This is a genomic window from Rhodoferax aquaticus, assembly GCF_006974105.1.
Lineage (GTDB): Bacteria > Pseudomonadota > Gammaproteobacteria > Burkholderiales > Burkholderiaceae_C > Allorhodoferax > Allorhodoferax aquaticus_A.
Genome location: NZ_CP036282.1, coordinates 3514968 through 3537745 on the forward strand (window position 1 = coordinate 3514968; position 22778 = coordinate 3537745).

At 55.4% G+C, this 22778-nt stretch carries 24 protein-coding genes; 17 read left to right on the forward strand and 7 right to left on the reverse strand.

Translation table 11 applies throughout. From position 1 onward, the window contains the following. The first annotated feature begins 36 nt into the window (after positions 1-36). From EXZ61_RS16175 to EXZ61_RS16200, 6 genes are all read left to right on the forward strand, one after another. The gene (locus tag EXZ61_RS16175; RefSeq protein ID WP_142812742.1) at positions 37-525 is read left to right on the forward strand and encodes a hypothetical protein; all 489 of its coding nucleotides are present in this window, start codon (positions 37-39) and stop codon (positions 523-525) included. Next, positions 526-1368, forward strand: coding sequence for an alpha/beta fold hydrolase (locus EXZ61_RS16180; protein WP_142812743.1), 843 nt, complete (start codon positions 526-528; stop codon positions 1366-1368). Then, positions 1359-2147, forward strand: a complete 789-nt coding sequence (locus EXZ61_RS16185; protein ID WP_168224798.1) for an NRDE family protein — start codon at positions 1359-1361, stop codon at positions 2145-2147. Before EXZ61_RS16180 ends, EXZ61_RS16185 begins: the two co-directional genes overlap by 10 nt. Next, positions 2144-3073 carry a GNAT family N-acetyltransferase gene (locus EXZ61_RS16190; RefSeq protein WP_142812745.1) on the forward strand — a complete coding sequence of 310 codons (930 nt, stop codon included), beginning with the start codon at positions 2144-2146 and terminating at the stop codon, positions 3071-3073. The genes EXZ61_RS16185 and EXZ61_RS16190 overlap by 4 nt, the downstream gene beginning before the upstream one ends. A gap of 67 nt (positions 3074-3140) precedes the next feature. Next, a complete protein-coding gene (locus EXZ61_RS16195; RefSeq protein ID WP_142812746.1) occupies positions 3141-3611 on the forward strand; it encodes an SRPBCC family protein in 471 nt (156 codons plus the stop codon). A 108-nt stretch (positions 3612-3719) separates the two neighbouring features. Continuing rightward, the gene (locus EXZ61_RS16200) at positions 3720-4838 is read left to right on the forward strand and encodes a beta-ketoacyl-ACP synthase III (RefSeq protein WP_142812747.1); all 1119 of its coding nucleotides are present in this window, start codon (positions 3720-3722) and stop codon (positions 4836-4838) included. A gap of 76 nt (positions 4839-4914) precedes the next feature. Here the strand turns inward: EXZ61_RS16200 and EXZ61_RS16205 are convergent, their stop codons facing one another. Next, positions 4915-5442 carry a GNAT family N-acetyltransferase gene (locus tag EXZ61_RS16205; protein ID WP_142812748.1) on the reverse strand — a complete coding sequence of 176 codons (528 nt, stop codon included), beginning with the start codon at positions 5440-5442 and terminating at the stop codon, positions 4915-4917. Positions 5443-5562: 120 nt separating this feature from the next. Here EXZ61_RS16205 and EXZ61_RS16210 point away from each other — a divergent pair, with 120 nt between their 5' ends. From EXZ61_RS16210 to EXZ61_RS16250, 9 genes are all read left to right on the forward strand, one after another. After that, positions 5563-5862 (forward strand): 2Fe-2S iron-sulfur cluster-binding protein, encoded by a 300-nt coding sequence (locus tag EXZ61_RS16210; RefSeq protein ID WP_142812749.1) that lies wholly within the window; start codon positions 5563-5565, stop codon positions 5860-5862. Positions 5863-5971: 109 nt separating this feature from the next. Further along, positions 5972-7660: an AMP-binding protein gene (locus EXZ61_RS16215; RefSeq protein ID WP_142812750.1), complete on the forward strand. Its 1689-nt coding sequence runs from the start codon at positions 5972-5974 to the stop codon at positions 7658-7660. A gap of 212 nt (positions 7661-7872) precedes the next feature. Further along, entirely contained in the window at positions 7873-9510 is a 1638-nt protein-coding gene (gene ushA, locus EXZ61_RS16220; RefSeq protein ID WP_142812751.1) for a bifunctional UDP-sugar hydrolase/5'-nucleotidase UshA, read from the forward strand. 57 nt (positions 9511-9567) lie between these two features. After that, positions 9568-11772 carry a PAS domain-containing sensor histidine kinase gene (locus tag EXZ61_RS16225; RefSeq protein WP_142812752.1) on the forward strand — a complete coding sequence of 735 codons (2205 nt, stop codon included), beginning with the start codon at positions 9568-9570 and terminating at the stop codon, positions 11770-11772. Then, positions 11762-12451, forward strand: coding sequence for an RluA family pseudouridine synthase (locus EXZ61_RS16230; RefSeq protein ID WP_142812753.1), 690 nt, complete (start codon positions 11762-11764; stop codon positions 12449-12451). The genes EXZ61_RS16225 and EXZ61_RS16230 overlap by 11 nt, the downstream gene beginning before the upstream one ends. A 37-nt stretch (positions 12452-12488) precedes the next feature. Then, a complete protein-coding gene (locus EXZ61_RS16235; protein ID WP_142812754.1) occupies positions 12489-13343 on the forward strand; it encodes a 3',5'-nucleoside bisphosphate phosphatase in 855 nt (284 codons plus the stop codon). Positions 13344-13378: 35 nt separating this feature from the next. Further along, positions 13379-14002 carry an L-threonylcarbamoyladenylate synthase gene (locus EXZ61_RS16240; RefSeq protein WP_142812755.1) on the forward strand — a complete coding sequence of 208 codons (624 nt, stop codon included), beginning with the start codon at positions 13379-13381 and terminating at the stop codon, positions 14000-14002. Positions 14003-14050: 48 nt separating this feature from the next. Next, complete coding sequence (locus EXZ61_RS16245) at positions 14051-14719, forward strand: site-2 protease family protein (RefSeq protein WP_142812756.1); 669 nt, start codon at positions 14051-14053, stop codon at positions 14717-14719. Between the two features lie 14 nt (positions 14720-14733). Then, positions 14734-16041: a tryptophan--tRNA ligase gene (locus EXZ61_RS16250; RefSeq protein ID WP_142812757.1), complete on the forward strand. Its 1308-nt coding sequence runs from the start codon at positions 14734-14736 to the stop codon at positions 16039-16041. Positions 16042-16045: 4 nt separating this feature from the next. On the opposite strand, the gene EXZ61_RS16255 is transcribed toward EXZ61_RS16250, so the two are convergent. Further along, entirely contained in the window at positions 16046-16690 is a 645-nt protein-coding gene (locus tag EXZ61_RS16255; protein WP_142812758.1) for a lytic transglycosylase domain-containing protein, read from the reverse strand. Further along, a complete protein-coding gene (locus tag EXZ61_RS16260) occupies positions 16687-18429 on the reverse strand; it encodes a proline--tRNA ligase (protein WP_142812759.1) in 1743 nt (580 codons plus the stop codon). Before EXZ61_RS16260 ends, EXZ61_RS16255 begins: the two co-directional genes overlap by 4 nt. Before the next feature lie 92 nt (positions 18430-18521). On the opposite strand from EXZ61_RS16260, the gene EXZ61_RS16265 reads away from it, so the two are divergent. Together EXZ61_RS16265 and EXZ61_RS16270 are read left to right on the forward strand one after the other, a co-directional pair. Further along, positions 18522-19151, forward strand: a complete 630-nt coding sequence (locus tag EXZ61_RS16265) for an RNA pyrophosphohydrolase (protein WP_142814280.1) — start codon at positions 18522-18524, stop codon at positions 19149-19151. Next, positions 19141-19650, forward strand: a complete 510-nt coding sequence (locus EXZ61_RS16270; protein WP_142812760.1) for a CNP1-like family protein — start codon at positions 19141-19143, stop codon at positions 19648-19650. The genes EXZ61_RS16265 and EXZ61_RS16270 overlap by 11 nt, the downstream gene beginning before the upstream one ends. Before the next feature lie 12 nt (positions 19651-19662). On the opposite strand, the gene proB is transcribed toward EXZ61_RS16270, so the two are convergent. The 4 genes from proB to rplU form a co-directional block, all read right to left on the reverse strand. Beyond that, positions 19663-20799, reverse strand: a complete 1137-nt coding sequence (gene proB, locus EXZ61_RS16275) for a glutamate 5-kinase (RefSeq protein WP_142812761.1) — start codon at positions 20797-20799, stop codon at positions 19663-19665. 54 nt (positions 20800-20853) lie between these two features. Then, positions 20854-21936, reverse strand: coding sequence for an Obg family GTPase CgtA (gene cgtA, locus EXZ61_RS16280; RefSeq protein WP_142812762.1), 1083 nt, complete (start codon positions 21934-21936; stop codon positions 20854-20856). A 71-nt stretch (positions 21937-22007) separates the two neighbouring features. After that, the gene (gene rpmA, locus EXZ61_RS16285; protein WP_142812763.1) at positions 22008-22265 is read right to left on the reverse strand and encodes a 50S ribosomal protein L27; all 258 of its coding nucleotides are present in this window, start codon (positions 22263-22265) and stop codon (positions 22008-22010) included. A gap of 12 nt (positions 22266-22277) precedes the next feature. Further along, entirely contained in the window at positions 22278-22589 is a 312-nt protein-coding gene (gene rplU / locus EXZ61_RS16290) for a 50S ribosomal protein L21 (RefSeq protein ID WP_142812764.1), read from the reverse strand. Positions 22590-22778: the final 189 nt, after the last annotated feature.

Here is a 22778-nt window from a genome sequence, read left to right on the forward strand (position 1 = left end):
GGCACTCCAATCAACACAGAGTCCGTGAGGTCTTCCATGCAACTCCTGAAAAAACATGGCCACTGGGTGCTCACCCTGTTTGTGGCCTTTGTCTTCATCCAGTCACTGTTCTTCAAGTTCAGCAACTCGCCTGAAACGGTCTACATTTTCCAAGGCAAATTAGACCCGTGGGCAGCCTCCCTCGGGTTTGCGGGTGTTTTTGCGCCGGGGGGCATTTTTTCAGCCAAAGTAGTCGGCACCGCCGAACTGCTGGCGTCATTGCTGCTGCTGGTAGGCGCCGCCACTGCGCGCAGGCCTTGGATTCAGGTGGCAGGTGCGGCCATGGGCTTGGGCGTCATCAGTGGCGCCATTTTCTTTCACCTGTTCACACCTTTGGGCATTGCGGTTATCAATACCGACGGCAGCAGCGATGGCGGTGAACTCTTCATGCTGGCTTGCGGCGTGTGGGTGTCATGCGCTGTGCTGCTGTGGATGCGACGCGACGTCTGGGCGCCGGCCGTGCGTCAGCTATTAGGGCGCAGCTAAATGCGCAATCCACTGCAATGGTTTGCCACGGTGGCGGTGGCGCTGGTGGCCGGGTGCAGCAACCCGCCCTATCCGCGTGGTGCCATGGAATCACTTTACCCGGATGGCAAATACCCCGCGCTGTCTACCGTGCAGGTGCAAGGCCGCTATGTGGGCATGGCAAAGACCACCACAGCGCCTGTGGAAGCGGCCCAAGCGCCTGTTTTGTTGTTTATCCATGGCTCGCCGGGTGACTGGAAGGCGTGGGCCCACTTTCTCAAAGCCAGTGAGCTTCCTACATTCGATACACGCATTGCCGTAGACCGCCCGGGCTTTGGGGCCTCCGGCGCTGGGCAGGTGGTGCCCGACCTCAGGGCACAAGCGGCCCTGCTTGCCACCCTGATTCCGAAGGGGCGCAAAGCAATTGTGATTGGCCACTCGCTGGGTGGACCCATTGCGGCGTGGATGGCGGTGGATGCGCCAGACCAGGTGTGCGCGGCTATTTCGCTCGCGGGCTCGCTGTCGTCCAAGTACGAAGCACCGCGCTGGTACAACTATTTGGCAGACTTTGCTTTGGTGCGTTGGGCCATCCCGCAAGAGATGGTGTGGTCCAACCAAGAAATGATGCCGCTGTCCAGCGAACTGGAAAAGCTGGAACACGCATTGCCGACACTGCATGTGCCTTTGCTGCTATTGCAAGGCGGCAAAGACACTCTGGTAGACCCGCGCACCGTGGACGAGGTGCAAGCGTTTGCGCCCGCCCAATGGCTGTCTATTCAACGGCTCCCAGACGCTACCCATTTCTTCCTGTGGGAAGATCCAGACGCCGTGATCAACGCGATTCGCAAGCTACCATGTGCCTGATTGCTTTTAACTGGCAGCCTCAAGCGCCAGTGCCACTCACCCTCATTGCCAACCGGGATGAGTTCTATGCGCGCCCGACCCAAGCACTGCACAAATGGGAGGACACGGGCTTCTTGGCTGGCAAAGACCTGCAAGCCGGCGGCACCTGGCTAGGAGTCAGCCACACCGGCCGGGTGGCTGCACTGACCAACCACCGCGATGTGAACCAGCACCGGGACGACGCGCCTTCGCGCGGGGACCTGACCAGTGCCTTCTTACGGGGCACCGCGTCTTGTGCACAGTACCTAGAGACCTTGGCGGCCACAGCGCACCAGTACAACCCGTTCAACTTATTGGTGTTTGATGGCCATAGCGCCATGGGCTTTGAGAGTCGCCACGGGCAGCCTTTTGCACTGGCCCCTGGGGTGGGCGCCGTGTCCAATGCCGACTTTGGCACGCCCTGGCCCAAGTTGCAAAGGCTGCAAGCGGCCTACACCCAGCACCTAGCAAAGCACGGGCTGGCGCAAGGTGACGCAGCTCCAAGCCACCACGGTGACCTGTTTGCCATGCTGGCCGAGCGCCGCCTCGCCGCGGATGATGCGCTGCCTCACACGGGGTTACCCATAGAGCGCGAACGTGCCTTGTCTGCAGAGTTCATTCACACGCCAACGTATGGCACACGGGCCAGCTCATTGCTTTTTGTTCACCGGCATGGCGCTAGTTTTTTCGAGCGCAGCTTTGACGCCGCGGGCATGAGCGGTGAAGTGCACCACACCACCACTTGGGGGACCACACTATGACGCTCTCTGTGCTGCGCAGCGAAGCTGCACCCGCTGTCGCTGGGGCCCAGGACCCCGCAGAACTGCACCGCGAGATTGCACAGCTAGCGCCCAACACGCTGCTGCTAGAGCTAGGGACACTGCAAGTCTTTTGTGCGCCTGCCGCTGCCTTGCCCCTCGTGTTGTTGGAGATTGGCCGCTTGCGCGAAATGACGTTTCGGGCCGTGGGAGAAGGTACCGGCAAGGCCTTGGACATCGATACCTACGATGCACACTACCAGCATCTTTTCGTATGGAACCGTGACAGCCGTGAAATTGTGGGGGCCTACCGCTTGGCACTGACACACCCCGTTATGCAGGGCTTGGGTGTGGAGGGCTTGTACACGCACAGCCTGTTTGACTTTGACGTGCGCCTCTTGGAGCGACTTGGGCCCAGTCTCGAGCTGGGCCGTTCGTTTGTCAGGCCTGAGTGCCAAGGAAGCACGCGTGCCTTGCGATTGTTGTGGGCTGGCATTGCGGTAGTGCTAGACCGCCATCCCGAGGTGTACCACTTGTTTGGCCCTGTCAGTGTGAGCCCCCGCTTTAGCGAGTTGGGGCGCATGCTCATCATGTCTGCCTTGCAACTTCACCACATGGACCCAGAGCTCAAGTGTTTGATTCAAGCCCGCAATGCACCCCAAGCCCCAGCACACCCGTGGCACCACCGCCTGAATGAGGTCAGCGCAGGCTTGGCGGACCCGGGGCGTTTGTCACGCTTTCTGAAGCGACTGGAACAGGGGATGGCACTACCTATGCTGATCAAGCACTATATTGAGCTCAAGGGCCGCTTTGCCGGCTTCAACATTGACCATGCATTCAGCGGCACGCTGGATGGCTTGGTGTTTGTGCGCGTGCATGACATCCCGCACAAACTGAGAACGCGGCTAACGAGATCCGCTCCCCCCTGAGAGCGGATTGTGAGTGGGCCCTGTGGCGTACTATGCTCTGCGCATTGACGACTAACGAGGAGTTTCCATGTCTATCACGGTGTCCATCGAGCTAGGGTACGAGTTTGAGGTTCACGAAAAATCCAAAGCGGTGTTCGCACTCTTGTCGGATGTGCCCAGCTCAGCCAGCCACTTTCCCAAGGTCCATCAGCTCACAGATTTGGGGGATGGCTGCTACCAATGGGAGATGGAAAAAATTGGCGCGGGCCAAGTGACTTTGCAGACGGTGTACGCCTCTCGCTATGTGTCCAACGCAGCCAAAGGTACTGTGGCTTGGACCCCCGTTGAAGGCGTAGGCAATGCAGAGGTCTCGGGTAGTTGGAAAATCACCAACAAAAAAACTTCGACCAAGATTGTGCTGGCCGTCCAAGCCGATTTCCACCTGCCACTGCCCGCCATCATGCACGCCATCGTGGCCCCCGTGGTTGAGTTGGAGTTTGAGAGCCTGACAGAGCAATACATTGACAGCTTGATTGCCTGCTTTGGGGGCGAGGTCTGAGTTTCTTGCGTCTTTGTGACCACGCCCGACTGCCAATCCAACAGCGCAATCCCGCATAATCAGGCCCGCATTGGACTTGGCCAATGCGTTTTTCCACAGGTTTTCTCTATGCATCGCGTCGCCATTAGCAGCACTGGTATTTTCATTCCACCTGAAGTCATCACCAACGAAGAGTTGGTTGCCGCCTATAACCACTATGCTGCTTTGGAGAACGAAAAGTACGCCAGCGAAATTGCCGCCGGTACGCGGGCTGCGCTCACAGACTCGAACGTCGAGTTCATCGAAAAGGCGTCTGGCATCAAACGCCGTTATGTCATGGAAAAAACGGGCGTCTTGGACCCCCGCCGCATGCGCCCCAGCTTCAAGCCACGCCCAGACACTGAAATTTCCATGATGGCAGAGATTGCCGTCCAAGCGGCCCAAGACGCGCTACAGCGCGCAGGAAAAACCGCTGCCGATGTGGACGGCGTCATTTGTGCGGCAGCCAATATGCAACGTGCCTACCCCGCCATGGGCGTAGAAATTCAAACGGCTTTGGGTGTGCAAGGCTTTGCCTTTGACATGAACGTGGCGTGTTCCTCCGCCACGTTTGCGATTGAGCAAGCCTTCAATGCCGTGCGCTGCGGAAGCGCCCGCGCTATCTTGGTGGTGAACCCAGAAATTACGTCCGCCCATTTGGCTTGGCAAGACCGTGATTGCCACTTTATTTTTGGCGACGTATGCACAGCCATCTTGGTAGAGCGCCTCGACCTAGCACCAACGGGATCGTTTGAGGTGCTGGGCACCAAACTACTGAGCACCTTCTCCAACAGCATTCGCAACAACGCAGGCTTTATGTCGCGCGCAGAAGACCGCGACCCCGAGGACCGGGATCAGCTGTTCCGGCAAGAGGGTCGCAAAGTGTTTAAAGAAGTGTGTCCTATGGCCGCAGAGCACATTGCGGGCCACTTGGCGGCCTTGGATTTGGGTACCGAGCAAGTGCGCCGCTACTGGTTGCACCAAGCCAACTTAGGCATGAACCAGCTGATCGCTCGCAAGCTCTTAGGGCGTGATGCCACGTTGGACGATGCCCCGGTGATTCTGGACGAGTTTGCCAACACAGCGTCTGCAGGATCCATCATCGCCTTTCATCGCCACCACGAAGACATTGTGCAGGGGCAAATTGGCGTGATTTGTTCGTTTGGCGCGGGCTACTCGATTGGCAGCGTCATTGTGAAGCGCCTCTAAGATCTGCCCGCACAGGCTGCCTCAGGCCCGCGCACCGCGAGCGTATCGCGCGATGCAGGGCTTTCCACTCAAAGGTTTAGTTGAGTTCGCGTTTGAGACGAATTTCTTCGATCTTTACTTTGCCAAATGGCACTGTCTTCGCGGTCGGAAGTTCCCGCTTGAACCCGGCTAGGTCATGAAAACGCATCACGCGTTCATTGGCCAACGGTGCCCACAAACTAACGCGGGTGCAGCCTTCTTCAATCAAGCCCTCACGTGCGGCATCCCACAGCGCCAGTCCTACGCCTTGTCCCCAGTAGGCTGGTGCAGCGAAGATGGCCCACACCTCACCCATGGTGTTGGGCGTACCCTTGTCACGTGAGCGGTCGTAACCCACAAAGCCCACAATTTTCTCGCCATCCATGGCGACTTGAACGTGTGGCTCGCTGTATTCAATGGCCTCGCGCCAATACGCTTGGCGTTTTTCTTGGCTAACGACAGGCATGTCTTCGGGTGCCACGATGCCTTTGAAGGATTCCATCATGGTCAAGTTATGGAGTTCTGCGATGGCCTTGGCATCGCGCAGGGTCGCGTGGCGAACCTGGTAAGTAGTCGTACTGGACATGTCTGGGAGTGAACCTAATGCGAAAATTGCGAAAAAAGGGCTAGATTGTCGCTGTTTTTGGATCCGCCTTCTTTTTTCATACGTACTTACCCTGATTTATGGGGCCGCCCCACGCTCACAATGACTAGCCACAGCGATCGCACGCAGTACCAAGTTTGCCTAAGCACATCGGGGACATGCTTCCCTGTAGCACCAGAACAAACCATATTGCAAGCGGCGCTGGGCTCAGGGATTGAACTATTGAGCTCCTGCCGCAACGGTACGTGCCGCACCTGCATCTGCCGCATGAGCGCGGGGCATGTGCACTACCGCATGGCCTGGCCTGGCCTAAGCGCTGAAGAAAAGGCAAGCGGATTCATCTTGCCGTGTGTGGCCTATGTCAGCTGCGACATTACGCTGGAACACGTAGAGTTCGACTAAGTGCAGTCGCTGTGTCACACCGACGTTGCGTTACCTAGGGACAACACTATTGCTATTGCCCTTCAATGGACCCAAGAATGGGGGCTTTAGTCCAAAGGAAATCGCCTCCATGAACGCTTCGATTACGGTGTCTGCTAGCGACTTGCCTCTGTCTTGCTTGTACCGCTGGGAAAAGGAACGCGCAGACTTCGTGTACCTCACGCAGCCTTTAGGCGGCGGTCAGGTGGAAGACATCACCTGGGCACAAGCCGCGGACCAGGTCAGACGCGTTGCCAAGTGGTTGCAAGCCCAAGACTGGCCCGCGGGCAGTCGGGTCGCCATCTTGGGAAAAAACAGTGCGCACTGGATGCTGGCAGACCTTGCTATTTTGATGGCGGGGCATGTCTCGGTGCCGATCTACCCTACTTTTAACGCTGAAGCCCTTGCTTACATATTGGCCCATAGCGAGGCCAAAGCCTGCTTCATTGGCAAAATGGACGATGTCGTCAACGTGGACAAGGGCATTCCCGCTGACTTGCCTATCGTGGTGATGCCCCTGGCACCTGCGGTGAAGGGCTTGGCTTGGAATGATGTACTCAAGGACAACAAGCCGCTAAAAGCATCTCCCAAGCCCGATGGCAAGAACATCTGCACCATCATCTACACCTCGGGTACCACGGGCAAGCCCAAGGGCGTGGTGCAAACTTTCAATGCCATGGCCTGGGGTGTAACCGCCGCCACGCGCCGGGTCACCATGAGCAGCAGCGACCGATTCATCTCGTATTTGCCCTTGGCCCATGTGGCAGAACGCATGCTGATTGAACAAGGTTCCTTGCGCTATGGAGCCCATGTTTTCTTTGCCGAAAGTTTGGATACTTTTGTCCAAGACTTGCAGCGTGCGCGCCCCACCATCTTTTTCTCAGTGCCGCGACTTTGGGTGAAGTTTCAGCAAGGGGTTCACTCCAAGATGCCAGCGAAGAAACTGGCTCTGTTGTTGCGCCTGCCCGTGTTGGGTTGGCTAGTGCGACGCAAGATTCTTAAAGGGCTGGGCTTAGACAAATGCCGTGTTGCCGCAGGTGGAGCCGCCCCTATGCCTGCGGATGTGTTGCACTGGTACCGCACACTAGGTTTAGACCTCATCGAGGTATACGGCATGACCGAAAACTGTGGTGCATCTCACAGCACTCTGCCTGGCTCGAAAAAAATAGGAACTGTAGGCTTGCCCTACGATGGTGTGCAACACCGCATTGACCCTCAAACCGGTGAGATTCAAATGTTCAGCGGCGCCTTGATGATGGGCTATTACAAGGACGACGAGCAAACCCAGGCAGCCTTCACTGCCGACGGTTGGTTGCACACCGGCGACAAGGGAAACATTGATGGCCAAGGCAATTTGCGAATTACCGGCCGCGTCAAAGACATCTTCAAGACCAGCAAAGGCAAGTACGTGGCCCCCGCACCGATCGAAGACTTGCTGGTAACGCACCCTGATGTGGAAGCGTGTTTGGTCACCGGGGCCAACTACGCACAACCCATGGGCTTGGTGATGCTGAGTGTCGAGGCTGTCAAACGCAGCAACAGCAAAGAGGGCAAGGCAGCCATTACCGAGTCTCTCAAAGCCCACCTCAAGACGGTCAACGCACATCTGGAAGCCCATGAAAAGCTCGACTGTCTTGCCGTGATCACTACGCCGTGGACGCCAGAAAATGGATTTGTGACACCAACACTCAAGGTCAAGCGTCCCCGCATCGAAGAAGCCTATGCGGACCAATACGAAGCATGGCTAAGTTTGGGCAAACCGGTGGTGTGGCCGACTTAGAAGCACGGTGCTTCTGCTGTCCCGGCGAGACGACGACCTGCCCATATGTCGCGCCCGTTGGGCAGCGCCGGTTCGTATGAGCTCGACGCCATCGGCGCGTTTTTTGCTTCACAAGAAATGCAACTTTGTCACTTGCCCAAAGCAACATGGCTTCGACAACTGAGTTTGATATAAACCCCGCATACCTTCACATGAATTCAAGGAATCTTGATATGCAACGCATTACTTTTACGCTGAGCGCCATCGCTTGCATTGCGCTGGCCGGCTGCAGCAGCCTAACGACAAGCGGACCAGCACCCGACAAAACGTACATGATCACGGTTCTGCACACCAATGACCACCATGGTCGTTTTTGGAAGAATCGAGATGGTGAGTATGGAATGGCCGCACGCAAGACTGTGATCGACAGCATCCGCAGCGAAGTGCAAGCCAAAGGGGGTTACAGCCTGTTGCTAGACGGTGGTGATGTCAACACCGGTGTACCAGAGTCCGACCTGCAAGACGCCGTGCCAGACTTTAGGGGCATGAATCTTTTGGGCTATGACGCGATGGCCGTTGGCAACCATGAGTTTGACAAGCCGCCTACCGTCTTGAAAATGCAACGCGCTTTGGCAACATTCCCCATGCTGTCGGCGAATATCTATCGCAAGGGTGAACGCGCCTTTGACCCTTACAAAGTATTCAATTTAGGGGGCGTACGCGTCGCTGTTGTCGGTCTCACGACAGAGGACACTCAAAAAATGGTGCACCCGGACAACATCCGCGACATGGAGTTTCGTAACCCCATCCAAGAAGCGGCAAAAGTGGTGCCCGAACTGCGCGGCAAAGCCGATGTTGTGATCGCGGCAACCCACATGGGCCATTACGCCAATGGAAACCATGGCACACAAGCGCCTGGCGATGTCGAGATGGCGCGTGCTGTCAAGGGCATTGACCTCGTGGTGGGCGGTCATACGCAAAACCCCGCTTGTATGAAGGCTGAGAACGTATTGGATACGGCCTATGTGCCCGGTGCCGAATGCCAACCTGACCGCCAAAACGGTACCTGGATTGTGCAAGCCCATGAGTGGGGCAAATACGTAGGCCGCGCCGACTTTGAATACCGCAACGGTGAGTTCAAGTTGGTGAAGTACAGCTTGGTTCCTATCAACTTGAAGAAACCGGTCAAAGCGGCAGACGGCAAGACCACTATGGTGACCTACACCCCAGAGATTGCCGAAAACAAAGACATGCTGGCACTGCTGCAACCGTTTCAAGACTTTGGCCAAAAGCAATTGTTGGTCGAAGTAGGCAGTACAGATGGCAAGCTGGAGGGAGACCGCAGCGTGGTGCGTACCAAGCCAACGGCCTTGGGTGTGATGATTGGTCAGGCCATGATGGAAAAAACCCGCGCGGACTTTGCAGTGATGAACTCAGGTGGCGTGCGTGATTCTTTGCCGGCTGGTAAATTGAATTACAAAGATGTGCTGACGGTCCACCCGTTTGGCAACACCGTTTGCGTGGTAGAGCTCACGGGCAAAGAGGTTCTGGACTTCCTTAACGCGGCGGTCAAGATGAGCCCAGGTTCTGGTGCCTTTCCACAATTTGCCGGGGTCAAGCTGTTGATTGAGTCCAACAATGTCAAGGAAGCAAGCATCGCAGGCAAGTCCCTTGAAGCGGGCAAAACCTACCGCATGGCAATCAACAACTTTGTCGCAGCGGGAGGCGATGGCTACCCCAAGCTCACTGGACATCCATCTTTTGTGGATACCGGCTACGTTGATGCGGACGTTCTGCGCAGCTACATTACGAACAACAGTCCGTTGCGCGCAGCACAGTACGACCCCGCTGACAGCGTAGTTCGCAAATAGCGCTACTTATTGAGGATAGACGGTACGCCGAGCAGGCGTCCGTCAGCCAAACGACCGATGAACAATCTCTCCAAACGCAAAAAGTTCAAGGTCATTCCTCGCCCTGACCACCTACCTGATAACGAAGCTAGGGCGTCCCAAGACTTGATTTTGGATGGGTATGCGCCAGCGCAGATGATCGAAGATCTGCGCAAGTACCAAGCAGAGCTAGAAGTACAAAACAAGGCGTTGCGCTACAGCCAGCAAGAGGCCGAAGGCGCTTCGGAACGCTTTGCAACCTTGTTTTCCAATGTGCCGTTGGCACTCATGGTGGTCGACGAAGAGGGCTTAGTTCTTGCCAGCAATGCCATGGCCTTGCGGCACTTTCAGCCTCTTGAAACCGACCCCCCACTGACATTTTTGCTGCCCTTTATTAACCCGGAACAAACGGATGAAGTGGCGGTGTCTTTCCTCAGCGCGAAGTCAGAAGGCACAAGCCGCGTGCACGAGGTGGTCTTTCTAGCGGGTTCGCAGCAATCTTTTACCGGCGACCTGCACATCGCGCGCATTGAGAACCCGCAGAACGAGTTGGCGCACTTCATTTGCGCCATCATTGACCAAGGTCCTTTGCTAGCCCAACGCCAAGCCTTGCAGGAAAGTGCAACGATTTTGCGCCAGCGCAATGAAGACTTGTTATTGAGTGAAACGCGCATGGCGGCGATCATCAACTCGTCATTAGATGCCATTCTGTGCATCGACGAGAAGCACTGTATTACCGTTTTTAACCCAGCCGCTACCGCGCTTTTTCAGTGTTCGCCTGAGCTCGCGCTGGGCAGCAACTTGAGTCGATTTTTGCCCGAAGTCGAGCGTGCACTCACGGCGGAAAAAGTACCCACGCAATCGATATTGGGTGAGTTCCAAGCAGTCACTTTGCTGGGAAAACCCATTTACGTAGAAATCTCCGTCTCGTTTGAACGGAGGCTGCGCTCACGCAACGCCAAACAGAACACGGGGTCCAAAGAGGTGTCTTGGCGTGGCTTGCATCGCTCGCATGGTGCGATAACCACCATTTTTGCGCGCGACCTGACTGCGAAAAAATTAGCAGAGACGCAGCGTGCCACGCTGGAAGCCCAGCTCCGCGAGTCACAAAAGATGCAGGCCATGGGGACTATGGCTGGTGGTATCGCACACGATTTCAACAACATTCTGAGCGCGATCTTAGGTAATGTCGACTTGGCAAAACAGGACATTTCTGCCGAATCGGCGGCTTTGCCTAGTCTGCAGGAAATCGACAAGGCCGGGCGTAGAGCGCGGGCACTGGTCCAGCAAATTCTCACTTTCAGTCGCAATGAGTTACCCAAACGCATTCCGGTGCAACTGGCAGAAGTGGTGCATGAAACCGCACGCCTGATTAAGGTCACCTTACCGCCCATGGTGAGGCTGGAAGTATTTGTTGCTGACGATACGCCTCCGATTCTGGCGAATGCAACCCAAATCGAACAAGCACTATTGAACCTCTGCACCAACGCGATTTTGGCGGTGGGCACCAAAAAAGGTGTAGTCTCCATGGCCTTACAGGCGACCGACATTGCCCAGCCTTTGAGCGACCGCATTGGCCTAGCGCCCGGGCGCTATCTCACGCTAGCCGTGCGCGACACTGGCAAAGGCATGACACCCCAAACGCAAGAGCGAATTTTTGAACCTTTCTTCACCACACGCCCTGTGGGCCAAGGCACTGGACTAGGCTTATCCGTGGTTCACGGCATTATGCAAACCCACCAAGGTGCCGTGGAAGTCCAAAGTGAACTAGGATCCGGCAGCTCCTTCACCTTGTTTTTCCCGGTGACCCAAGAGCAGGTGGTGTTTGCCCCTGAGCCCGCGCAGGTGGCCTATGTACAAGGCAAAGGCCGGCATGTCATGTATGTTGACGACGACCAGGCCCTGGTGTTTTTGGTCACCCGGGTACTGACCCGCAAGGGCTACATCGTGACGGCGTTTACAGACCCGCGTGAGGCGCAAGCTGCCTTGCAGGCAACACCAAAGGCCTTTGATTTGCTAGTGACTGACTACAACATGCCTGGGTACAGTGGTCTGGAATTGTTGCGCGCAGCCAAAACCATACGTCCAGATCTTCCGGTCGCACTGGCATCTGGTTACATCACCCCTGAAATAGAAGACATGGCAGCCCTCGATGGCGCTGGGGCACTGATCTACAAACCCAACGATGTGAACGAACTTTGCGAGACGGTGCAAAGACTGATCGCCGGCAGCGATGCCAGATAGCGACGCACTGGCTTTGGATGCGCGGTGGATTGTGTATGCCGACGACAGTCTGGTAGTGGTGAACAAGCCACCAGGCCTGCTGTCAGTCCCCGGGCGGGGCCTAGACAAGCAAGACTGTGCAAGCCTTAGGGTCGCACAATCGTTCAAGGATGCTTTGGTGGTGCATCGCTTGGACATGTCCACCTCTGGTTTGCTGGTCATGGCCAGAGGTCTCAAAGCCCAGCGGTACTTGAGCGCAGCCTTCGCCCAGCGCATGGTTCGCAAACGCTACCACGCCATCGTGAGTGGCTGTCTTCACGCGCCCCAGGGGGAATGGCAAAGCATTGCCCTGCCCATCGCTGTAGATTGGCCCAATCGCCCCCGCCGGGTCATAGACCATGACCATGGGCAAGCATCCACAACACGTGTGCGCTGGACCCTGTACAACCCACACACCAATACCAGCCATGTGGAACTAGAGCCCATCACCGGCCGCTCGCATCAACTGCGCGTGCATATGATGGCGATAGGCCACCCCATTCTGGGAGATGCTTTGTACGCACCAGAGGCATTGCAGGCACAAGCCGATCGACTGCTGCTGCATGCCACTTCGCTGAGCTTCATCCACCCTTCTGAGTCGGGTTGGGTCAGGTTTGACAGCCCCACAACATTTCCCACGGTGAAGCCTATACAGACGTGATGCAGCACCCATGCCGCACAGCGCCTAAAATGGCCGCGTGACTACCTATTCAAACGCCGACCTCCATTGCCACTCTACGGTGTCCGACGGCACTTTATCGCCTGAGACCTTGGCGCAACGCGCGCACGCCAATGGGGTTGACTTGTGGTCCTTGACCGACCACGACGAACTGGGTGGCCAAGCGCGTGCTGCCGCGGCGGCGGCGGCATGCGGTATGGGTTACCTAACAGGGGTAGAAGTATCAGTCACCTTCATCGGGAAAACTGTGCACATCGTGGGGCTGGGCTTCGACATGCTCGACCCAAACCTGCACAAAGGTCTGGCCCAAACTCGCGGCGGGCGTGAACAAAGGGCCATGGAAATGGCGGAAGGCTTGGCCCAAGTAGGCATTGCCAATGCCTTTGAGGGTGCGCTCAAGTTTGTGGGCAATCCGGACTTGATCTCTCGGACACACTTTGCCCGCTTCTTGGTCGAGTCCGGGGTTTGCAGTGATACCAATGAGGTATTTCGGCGCTTCTTAACCGAGGGCAAACCAGGTTTTGTGCCCCACCGGTGGGCCAAGCTGTCTGACGCGGTGCATTGGATTCTTGGCGCAGGTGGCGTTGCTGTCATTGCCCATCCAGGACGTTATGGCTTCTCGCCCAACGAAGAATACGCGCTGTTTACCGAGTTCAAAGGATTTGGTGGCCAAGGTGTTGAAGTAGTGACCGGCAGCCACAGCCCCGCAGAGTACGAAACCTATGCAGATATGGCGATAGAGTTTGGCCTTGCGGCTTCAAGAGGTAGTGACTTTCACAGCCCGGACGAAAGCCGCATTGATCTCGGCACCTTGCCACACCTGCCCAGCAAACTAAGCCCTGTGTGGGACTTGTTGGCTACGCGCATTCAGTAATTGCCAAGCCCCTCCTTTCCTAGGTTTTATACGCTATGGCGCAATACTTCGAACTTCACCCTGACAACCCTCAACCTCGTCTACTCAAGCAAGCCGTGGCGCTATTGTCCAAAGGTGGAGTGCTCGCTGTCCCCACCGACTCCAGCTACGCGTTGGTATGCCATTTGGACGACAAAGCAGCGGCTGACACTTTGCGACGCATACGCCAGGTGGACGACAAGCACCACCTCACCATTTTGTGCCGTGACCTTAGCGAGCTAGCAAGCTATGCGCGTGTGGACAACCAGCAATACCGATTGCTGAAAGCGGCCACACCGGGTCCTTACACGTTTATCCTGGAAGCCAGCAAAGAAGTGCCGCGTCGGGTTAGCCATCCTTCTCGCAAAACCATTGGCCTGCGTGTGCCGGAACACAAAACGCTGCAAGCTTTGCTAGAGATGCATGGCGCCCCTCTTCTGGCCACCACGCTGATAGCAGCAGGCGAAACCGAACCCCTCAACGATGCGCAGGAAATTCGTGATCGATATGAACACCAAGTTTCAGCCGTCCTGGACGCAGGGGCTTGTGCGCTCGAACCCACAACCGTCATCGACTTGAGCAGTGCTGAACCCGTGGTTATTCGCCAAGGTGGAGGCAAGCTCTCTAAACTAGGGCTTTAGCCAGTTTCTGCCAACCGCCCATTTACCCCCTTACCCAAGACTATCTCTGTGGATATTGCCAACCTGATTCAAACCGTCGCGATTTACGCGCTACCCGTCTTGTTTGCCATCACCGTGCATGAAGCCGCACATGGCTATGCCGCCCGTTACTTTGGCGACAACACCGCTTGGATGCTGGGGCGCGTATCCTTGAACCCAAGCAAACATATTGACCCCGTTGGCACCATCTTGATGCCCTTGCTCTTGTATTTCGCAACCTCTGGTGCCTTCATTTTTGGATACGCAAAACCAGTGCCTGTGCGGTTTGGCAACTTGCGCAACCCTAAGCGCGACATGATTTGGGTGGCACTGGCGGGCCCCATGGCTAACTTGGCGCAAGCGCTTGTCTGGGGTGTCTTGCTCTATGTTTTACAAGGCGCAGGCATTAGCGAGCCATTTTTCCTTAAAGCCTGCCAAGCAGGCGTGCTCGTGAACGTCGTGATGTTTGTATTTAACCTCTTTCCGCTGCCGCCGCTTGACGGTGGTCGCATCTTGGTTGGCCTGCTGCCCTACCGCCAGGCGGTGGCGGTTTCACGCATCGAGCCTTGGGGCTTTTTCATCGTGATGGCCTTGGTAGTCACCGGATTGGTGAGTACCTATTGGATGCAGCCATTGATGTCATTCACCTTCTCTTTGCTTAACGCTTTGCTCGCTCCCTTGGGCATGCTCCTCAACTAATCCATTTGCGCACTATGACGGCAACTCGCTTCCTCACGGGAATCACGACTTCAGGCACCCCGCACCTTGGCAACTATGTCGGATCTATTCGCCCATCGGTTCGCGCCAGTTTGGCTGCCAACGTAGAAAGTTTTTACTTTCTGGCCGATTACCACGCCTTGATCAAGACTGAAGATCCGGCTCGCGTTCAGCGCTCAACCTTAGAAATTGCAGCGTCTTGGCTCGCATCTGGACTCAATCCTGAACGCGTCACTTTTTACCGCCAGTCTGACATTCCCGAGATTCCCGAGCTATGCTGGTTCCTGACCTGTGTCACCGGCAAAGGCGTGCTCAACCGCGCACATGCCTACAAAGCAGCCGTTGACAAAAACCAAGCAGCCGGGCAAGACCCCGATGCAGATGTCAACGCCGGTTTGTTCATGTACCCCGTGCTCATGGGGGCTGACATCTTGATGTTCAACGCCCAGCATGTGCCCGTGGGGCGTGACCAGGTGCAGCATATTGAAATGGCCCGCGACATGGCCAACAGCTTTAACCACCGTTACGGTGCGCACTTTGTGTTGCCACAAGCCGCCATTGAAGAGTCGGTCGCCACCCTGCCCGGCTTGGATGGTCGCAAGATGAGTAAGAGCTACGACAACACGATTCCCTTGTTCTCCTCCAAGGATCAACTGCGCAAGCTCATCGCTGGCATCGTGACGGACTCGCGCCCACCCGGTGAAGCCAAGGACACCGAAGGTTCCGCCCTATTCCAAATCTACCAAGCCTTCGCTACGGCAGAAGAAACACAAGCCTTTAAAGCTGCGTTTGCCGATGGCATTGCCTGGGGCGATGCGAAACATGCACTTCTGGAGCGCATCGACCAAGAAATGGCACCTATGCGGGCCAGCTATGAAGATTTGATAAGCGCTCCCGAGCGCATTGAACAAGTGTTGCTTAACGGGGCCGAAAAGGCTCGCGCCATTGCAAGCCCTTTCATGGCGGACTTACGCCATGCCGTGGGTTTGCGAAAACTGCACGCCAATGCGAAGCCCAGCAAGGCCAAATCTGAGAAGGTGGCTCGGGCATCCTTCAAGCAATACCGCGAGAAGGATGGCCTGTTCTATTTCAAATTTGTCGCTGCTGACGGCGAGGTATTGATGCAAAGCATGGGATTCGAATCCCCAAAGATAGCGGGACAGTCGATTGCCTTGCTGCAGCAAGGTGGCGGCACCGCGTTGGCCCAAGTAGCAACGCAGTTGGCACCTTGGACCTCCGCCGCGCAAGAGCAACGCGCGACTGCTGCGCTAGACCAATGGGCACAAGAAGCCAGTGCAGCCTAAAGGGCTAGCCTGCGAATTCCCAATTGCGCTTGGCGCCAAGCACTGCATCAGGATACGGGGCTTTGCCCCGTGATCCGTTGTAACGCCCCAGCGTCAAAAATAGGTTTCCCTTTTCAATGTCGAGGTAGTGCCGCAAGATGACGCAGCCGAAACGCAAGTTGGTTTGCATGTGAAACAGCTTGCCAGCATCACCATCGCCAATGGCCCGTGTCCAAAACGGCATGACTTGCATGTAGCCGCGGGCACCTACGCTGCTCACGGCAAACTTGCGGAAATTGCTTTCCACTTGAATCAAGCCCAACACCAAGGTCACGTCTAAGCCCGCCCGCTTGGACTCGTACCATACGGTTTGTAGGAACTCCTTGCGCACTTCCCACTCCGGCTTCTTCTTTTTCAGGCGCTCACTCATGCTCCCTAGCCAGCGCAAATACTTGAGACGAGATTCAGTGTCTTGAAACTCTGGAATAGGTGGCGCGGAGTTGCGAATGGCGGAGCTCAATGCCGTCCGAACCGAATCAATCAGAGGCTCTTCCAGTTGACCACCCGCCCGGGCTTGCTCCTGAAAGAATAGTGGAAAACCCAATACAGATGCGCGCAGAAGGCAGTTTCTTCTAGAAACCACCGCTACCCCACCCGTGGGCACCGTCATGCCTTCAGACGAGACTGAATGAGCCCAGCAATTTCAGTCAACGCCACTTGGCTGGACGCCGCATCTTTCCGATGCTGGTACTCCACCATGCCCTCCTTCAGTCCGCGGTCACCAATGGTGACGCGATGTGGCACGCCAATCAGCTCCCAATCGGCAAACATCGCACCCGGCCGTTCGTTGCGGTCATCCAAAATCACATCGACGCCTGCTTCTAGCAAGGTCTCATACAGGGCATCCGCAGCCTCTTTAACGGCCGCAAAGCGGTCAGGGCTGATGGGGCACAACACGACGGTAAACGGCGCCAAGGCATCTGGCCAAATGATGCCGTTTTCGTCATGATTTTGCTCAATAGCAGCGGCCGGCAAGCGGGTGATGCCAATGCCATAGCACCCCATCTCCATGAATTGAGGCTTGCCATTGACGTCGAGGAAGGTCGCATTCATGGCACGGCTGTACTTGGTGCCCAAGTAAAAAACGTGACCCACTTCAATGCCTCGCTCAATAGCCAGAACCCCCTTGCCGTCTGGCGATAAATCACCAGTAACCACATTGCGTAAGTCCGCAACCAAGTCAGGCTCGGGCAGGTCGCGGCCCCAGTTGACGCCAACCAAGTGGTAATCCTCTTCATTGGCACCGCACACCCAATCGCTCATCAAGGCGACTTCGCGGTCTACGATCAGGCGTACAGGTTTTTTCAAACCGATGGGGCCCAAGTAACCCGGCTTGCAGCCAAAGTGCTCGTCAATTTCTGCCAAGGTGGCAAAGCGGAAATCGGCCATCCCGTCCAGCTTGCCTACCTTGACTTCATTCATCTCGCGGTCGCCGCGCAGCAACAGCAATGACACTTGCGTCTTGATGATGTTGCCCGCCTCGTCTTTGGTATCTGTAGCCACAACCAATGACTTGATAGACGACGACAGTGAAAAGCCTAAAAACTCTGCCACATCAGCACAGGTGCTCTTGCCTGGTGTCGCCACTTTGGACATGGCTTGCGCAGCATCAGCACGCGGGCCCACCGGCGCCAATGCTTCTGCTTTCTCCATGTTGGCTGCGTAGTCGCTGCCTGGGCAGTAAACGATAGCGTCTTCACCGGTGGCGGCTATCACTTGAAACTCTTCAGACAAGTCTCCGCCAATCGCGCCGCTGTCGGCGGCAACGGCTCGGTAAGTCAGACCAAAACGGTCAAATATCTTGCGATAAGCCTTGGCCATGACTTGGTAGCTGGCCTTAGCCGCATCCACATCGCGGTCAAAGCTGTAGGCGTCTTTCATGGTGAACTCACGTCCGCGCATCAGGCCAAAGCGTGGGCGACGTTCGTCACGGAACTTGGTTTGAATTTGGTAGAAATTCTTGGGAAGCTGTTTGTAGCTCTTGATTTCTTGACGCGCGATGTCCGTCACCACTTCTTCGCTGGTCGGCTGCACCACAAAGTCGCGGCCATGGCGGTCTTTGATACGCAGCAGCTCGGGGCCCATTTTTTCGAAGCGACCGGTTTCCTGCCACAGCTCGGCGGGTTGAACCACAGGCATAGTCATTTCAATCGCGCCAGCACGGTTCATTTCCTCCCGCACGATGGCTTCCACTTTGCGGATCACCCGCAAGCCCATGGGCATGTAGTTGTAAACCCCGGCGCCGATCTTCTTGATCATGCCTGCGCGCATCATCAGCTTGTGGCTGACAACTTCAGCGTCCGCAGGCGCTTCTTTGAGGGTGGAGATAAGGAATTGAGACGCTTTCATGGCACAGCTCGCAGAATTACGGTGACCTTCGCCCCTTGATACACCGCAAGTGCTGTGCATAATGAACGAAGTTTAAAATTTGAGGTTTGATTATGCTTGACAGGGACGGCTTTCGGCCCAACGTCGGCATCGTCTTGGTGAACCATAAGAATCAGGTATTTTGGGGCAAGCGCATTCGCACCCATTCGTGGCAGTTTCCGCAGGGTGGCATTGACCGGGGGGAAACCCCCGAGCAAGCCATGTTTCGTGAGCTACATGAAGAGGTGGGTCTCCATCCGGAGCATGTGGCTATCGTCGCCCGTACCCGAGACTGGTTACGCTATGAGGTGCCCGACCGATTCATTCGCCGCGATGCGCGTGGCCATTACAAGGGCCAAAAACAAATCTGGTTTCTTTTGAAGCTTGTTGGGCATGACTGGGATCTGAACTTACGAGCGACAGACCACCCCGAGTTTGATGCTTGGCGTTGGAATGATTACTGGGTTCCGCTTGACGCAGTTGTCGAGTTTAAAAGAGGCGTCTATGAGACCGCGCTGATTGAGCTTGCTAGGTATCTACCCAAGAGTGATCTGCTAAAAAACAATGTTCGCGCTTCGGTGCCATCCCCGGCAAGAGCGGGCATGCTTCACGACCGCTTCAACTCTCGCCCTATGGAACTACCGCCTGGTGGGTCTATTGATCCCGATCCTGGAACGCACTCGCCTCGCAGCCATGAAACTTAGATTTGCTCGCTCCTTTTTTATGGGCGTTGCGGCGTGCCTGATTGCAACGCTTGCATGGGCTCAAAACACCTTAGACAACCCCGATTGGGCCGAGCTACCTATGCCTCCAATCCCTGCTTTTTCAAAAGAGCAATTGATTGAAATCAGCATGCCTAGCTATGTGTCCTTGAAAGTAGGGGTAGATCCTTCCACGGTCCAAGTAGGTTCCGATGGGATTGTGCGCTATGTCGTCGTAATGCAAAACGCCACCGGGGCGCTTAGTGGAGCATATGAAGGATTACGCTGCGTGAATGGCGAGGTCAAGACCTATGCACGATTCACCGCATCAGGGCAATGGACCTTGCTAGATTCACCGCAATGGCGCAGTGTGAATGACAATATGCCATCTCGCCATGCCCAAGCCATATCTCGGCAAGGTGCTTGCACCAATCGGATCACATCCAGTCAACAGGACACTATTCGCGCCTTGAAGTTGGGATCCCGCCCCACTCCAAGGTAAGCGTCCTCCGCTTTATCGTGACAAAACCAAATTGTCTCGGTGCAGCATTTCAGGCTCGGCTGCGTACCCAAGCCATTTTTCTATTTCGCTGGAAGGCTTGCGACACAAAAGGCGCGCCTCGGCGCTGGCGTAGTTAGCTAAACCGCGTGCGATTTCAAGACCATCGAGGTCCTTGACCGCGACTACGTCTCCTCGCGCGAACTCTCCCTCAACGCTCACCATGCCTATAGGGAGCAAACTCTTACCCTCAGTTCTAAGCTTGTCAGACGCACCTGCATCCACTGTCACCGCGCCGCGCATCTTTAGATGGTCTGCCATCCATTGCTTACGGGCTTGTTGCTTTTGCGTTTGGGCAAGCAGCAAAGTGCCTAGTGGCTCACCGCGGGCCAAGCGAACCAAAGCATCAGGCTCTCGGCCCCATGCGATCACCGTGGAAGCACCTGAACCTGCCGCGCGTTTGGCCGCTAATATCTTGGTGATCATGCCACCGCGTCCGATACTAGAACCAGCCCCACCCGCCATTACCTCCAGCTTAGGATCACCGGCCTTTGCCTCATGCACAAATGTTGCGCTGGCGTCCTTACGAGGATCTGCAGTAAACAAACCCTTTTGGTCCGTCAGTATTACCAATGCATCGGCATCCACCAAGTTGGCAACCAATGCCCCTAGGGTGTCGTTGTCACCGAACTTGATCTCATCATTAACAACGGTGTCGTTTTCATTAATGACTGGAAGTACGCCGAGCTTTAGGAGCGTCAGCAACGTAGACCTTGCATTGAGATAGCGCTCGCGGTCCGCCAAATCAGCATGGGTGAGTAGAACTTGAGCGCTACCTAGGCCATTCAATCGCAACTTGGTTTCATACATCTGTGCAAGGCCCATTTGCCCCACCGCTGCAGCGGCTTGCAATTCATTGACCGCCTTCGGTCTCACAGCCCAACCAAGACGCTTCATACCTTCAGCAACAGCGCCGCTCGAAACCATGATCACTTCTCGACCATCTTGAATCAGCTCAGCCATTTGTCGACACCACTCGCCAATAGCTTCCTCGTCAAGCCCTCGACCATCATTGGTGACTAAACTGGAACCAACTTTGACTACAACGCGCTTGGCATCTCGCAATACTGTGGAGTGAGAGTGTTCAACCATTTAGTTAGTTTGCGCCCGCAGGATATGCAAAGGCAGCTATTATTTATATAGCAACTATTCTATCTTGCCATCTGTAGACGTAGCAAGGAAGCGCGGATCCACTTCAATATGGGGCTGCTCAGCCAGTTGCTGAGCTTTCACATGCTTATAGATCTCTTTGATGAGGGGCTCGCACCCTTCCCTAGTAAGGGCTGATATTTCAAAAACAGGGCCCTTAAACTTGAAGCGCTTTACAAAGTCTTTGACAACGGCAGCACGATTATCAGTGTCCACCATATCCAACTTATTGAGCACCAACCAACGAGGTTTTTTGTGCAGCGCTTCATCGTACTTTTTAAGCTCGTTCACAATAGCTTTCGCTTGCGCAACAGCGTCAATATTTTCGTCAAATGGCGCAATGTCGACAATGTGCAACAGTAAACGAGTGCGCTGCAAGTGACGCAAAAACAAGTGCCCCAAACCAGCGCCTTCTGATGCACCTTCAATGAGTCCCGGCAAGTCCGCTACAACAAAGCTTTGCTCAGGTCCAACACGCACCACACCCAAATTTGGATGCAAAGTTGTAAATGGGTAGTCTGCAATGCGAGGCCGCGCGTTCGATACTGCCGTGATGAATGTAGACTTTCCTGCATTGGGCATCCCCAACAACCCCACGTCTGCCAAAACCTTAAGCTCAAGCTTCAGTTCACGCTTTTCCCCAGGCCAGCCCGGTGTCTTTTGGCGGGGCGCTCGATTGATCGCGCTCTTAAAGCGCAGATTTCCAAAGCCGCCATCGCCCCCCTTGGCAATAGTAATGACTTCGCCGGGAACCAAGAGCTCAAACAGCACTTCACCAGTCTCAGCGTCAGAGATGATGGTTCCAACGGGCATTTTCAAGGTGATGTCATCACCTGCTGCACCGAACATGTCGGACCCCATGCCATGCTCACCCCGTTTGGCCTCGTGGCGGCGCGAAAAGCGGTAATCCACCAAGGTATTGAGGTTGATGTCGGCCACGGCAAACACATGCCCACCGCGCCCGCCATCTCCGCCGTTAGGGCCGCCGAACTCTTTGTACTTCTCATGTCGAAAGGAGACGCAACCTGCGCCACCATCTCCAGCGGAGATATTTATGTAGGCTTCGTCAACAAACTTCATGGTAGTAATCGTAGTTAGAAATAAAAAACCCCGCGCAACAGCGCAGGGTTCTTGATGACCATCAGCTGAGCTTAGGCTGCAGTAATGTTCACGGTATGCTTGTTAAGAGCGCCCTTGATAGAGAAAGATACGTGCCCGTCCGCTAACGCAAACAGGGTGTGGTCTTTTCCAATACCGACATTGGAACCGGGATGAAACTTAGTCCCGCGCTGGCGAACAATAATCGCACCTGCACTGACCAACTCACCACCAAAACGCTTCACACCCAGCATCTTTGGCTTGGAATCGCGTCCATTTCGCGTAGAGCCGCCGCCTTTTTTCTGTGCCATGACCTATACCTCTTATGCAGAAATCGCGCCGATTTGCAGCTCAGTGAACTGCTGACGATGCCCTTGACGTTTCTGATAGTGCTTACGACGACGCATCTTGAAAATGCGCACTTTGTCGTGCTTGCCATGAGAAATAACCGTTACCGTAACAGTAGCACCGGACACCAAGGGTGTGCCTACCTTCAGCTCAGCGCCGTTTCCGACCGCCAACACTTCGTTAAACACAATCTCTTGGCCTACGTCCGCAGCAATCTGTTCTACTTTAATTTTTTCGCCGGCAGCAACCCGATATTGCTTACCGCCGGTTTTTATGACCGCGTACATGTTGACCTCTTCGACTTAAAATCTGCAAACGAAATTTTACAGAGCCTCGGAGTATATCACTCCGGTGATTTTTCATCAAGCCCCAACTATTGGACGTGCACGGAAAGTTCAGTCCTCTGGCTTTCTATAATCCACTATTCAATTACTTGGTCATCGTCTTGCAAGCTACTCCTCACAGTGCGCCCCATG

Bases quoted from the DNA above. Each gene is read 5' to 3' on its own strand.
- EXZ61_RS16175 (WP_142812742.1), top strand. From the start codon at position 37: ATGCAACTCCTGAAAAAACATGGCCACTGGGTGCTCACCCTGTTTGTG.
- EXZ61_RS16180 (WP_142812743.1), top strand. From the start codon at position 526: ATGCGCAATCCACTGCAATGGTTTGCCACGGTGGCGGTGGCGCTGGTG.
- EXZ61_RS16185 (WP_168224798.1), top strand. From the start codon at position 1,359: ATGTGCCTGATTGCTTTTAACTGGCAGCCTCAAGCGCCAGTGCCACTC.
- EXZ61_RS16190 (WP_142812745.1), top strand. From the start codon at position 2,144: ATGACGCTCTCTGTGCTGCGCAGCGAAGCTGCACCCGCTGTCGCTGGG.
- EXZ61_RS16195 (WP_142812746.1), top strand. From the start codon at position 3,141: ATGTCTATCACGGTGTCCATCGAGCTAGGGTACGAGTTTGAGGTTCAC.
- EXZ61_RS16200 (WP_142812747.1), top strand. From the start codon at position 3,720: ATGCATCGCGTCGCCATTAGCAGCACTGGTATTTTCATTCCACCTGAA.
- EXZ61_RS16205 (WP_142812748.1), bottom strand. From the start codon at position 5,442: ATGTCCAGTACGACTACTTACCAGGTTCGCCACGCGACCCTGCGCGAT.
- EXZ61_RS16210 (WP_142812749.1), top strand. From the start codon at position 5,563: ATGACTAGCCACAGCGATCGCACGCAGTACCAAGTTTGCCTAAGCACA.
- EXZ61_RS16215 (WP_142812750.1), top strand. From the start codon at position 5,972: ATGAACGCTTCGATTACGGTGTCTGCTAGCGACTTGCCTCTGTCTTGC.
- ushA (WP_142812751.1), top strand. From the start codon at position 7,873: ATGCAACGCATTACTTTTACGCTGAGCGCCATCGCTTGCATTGCGCTG.
- EXZ61_RS16225 (WP_142812752.1), top strand. From the start codon at position 9,568: ATGAACAATCTCTCCAAACGCAAAAAGTTCAAGGTCATTCCTCGCCCT.
- EXZ61_RS16230 (WP_142812753.1), top strand. From the start codon at position 11,762: ATGCCAGATAGCGACGCACTGGCTTTGGATGCGCGGTGGATTGTGTAT.
- EXZ61_RS16240 (WP_142812755.1), top strand. From the start codon at position 13,379: ATGGCGCAATACTTCGAACTTCACCCTGACAACCCTCAACCTCGTCTA.
- EXZ61_RS16250 (WP_142812757.1), top strand. From the start codon at position 14,734: ATGACGGCAACTCGCTTCCTCACGGGAATCACGACTTCAGGCACCCCG.
- EXZ61_RS16255 (WP_142812758.1), bottom strand. From the start codon at position 16,690: ATGACGGTGCCCACGGGTGGGGTAGCGGTGGTTTCTAGAAGAAACTGC.
- EXZ61_RS16260 (WP_142812759.1), bottom strand. From the start codon at position 18,429: ATGAAAGCGTCTCAATTCCTTATCTCCACCCTCAAAGAAGCGCCTGCG.
- EXZ61_RS16265 (WP_142814280.1), top strand. From the start codon at position 18,522: ATGCTTGACAGGGACGGCTTTCGGCCCAACGTCGGCATCGTCTTGGTG.
- EXZ61_RS16270 (WP_142812760.1), top strand. From the start codon at position 19,141: ATGAAACTTAGATTTGCTCGCTCCTTTTTTATGGGCGTTGCGGCGTGC.
- proB (WP_142812761.1), bottom strand. From the start codon at position 20,799: ATGGTTGAACACTCTCACTCCACAGTATTGCGAGATGCCAAGCGCGTT.
- cgtA (WP_142812762.1), bottom strand. From the start codon at position 21,936: ATGAAGTTTGTTGACGAAGCCTACATAAATATCTCCGCTGGAGATGGT.
- rpmA (WP_142812763.1), bottom strand. From the start codon at position 22,265: ATGGCACAGAAAAAAGGCGGCGGCTCTACGCGAAATGGACGCGATTCC.
- rplU (WP_142812764.1), bottom strand. From the start codon at position 22,589: ATGTACGCGGTCATAAAAACCGGCGGTAAGCAATATCGGGTTGCTGCC.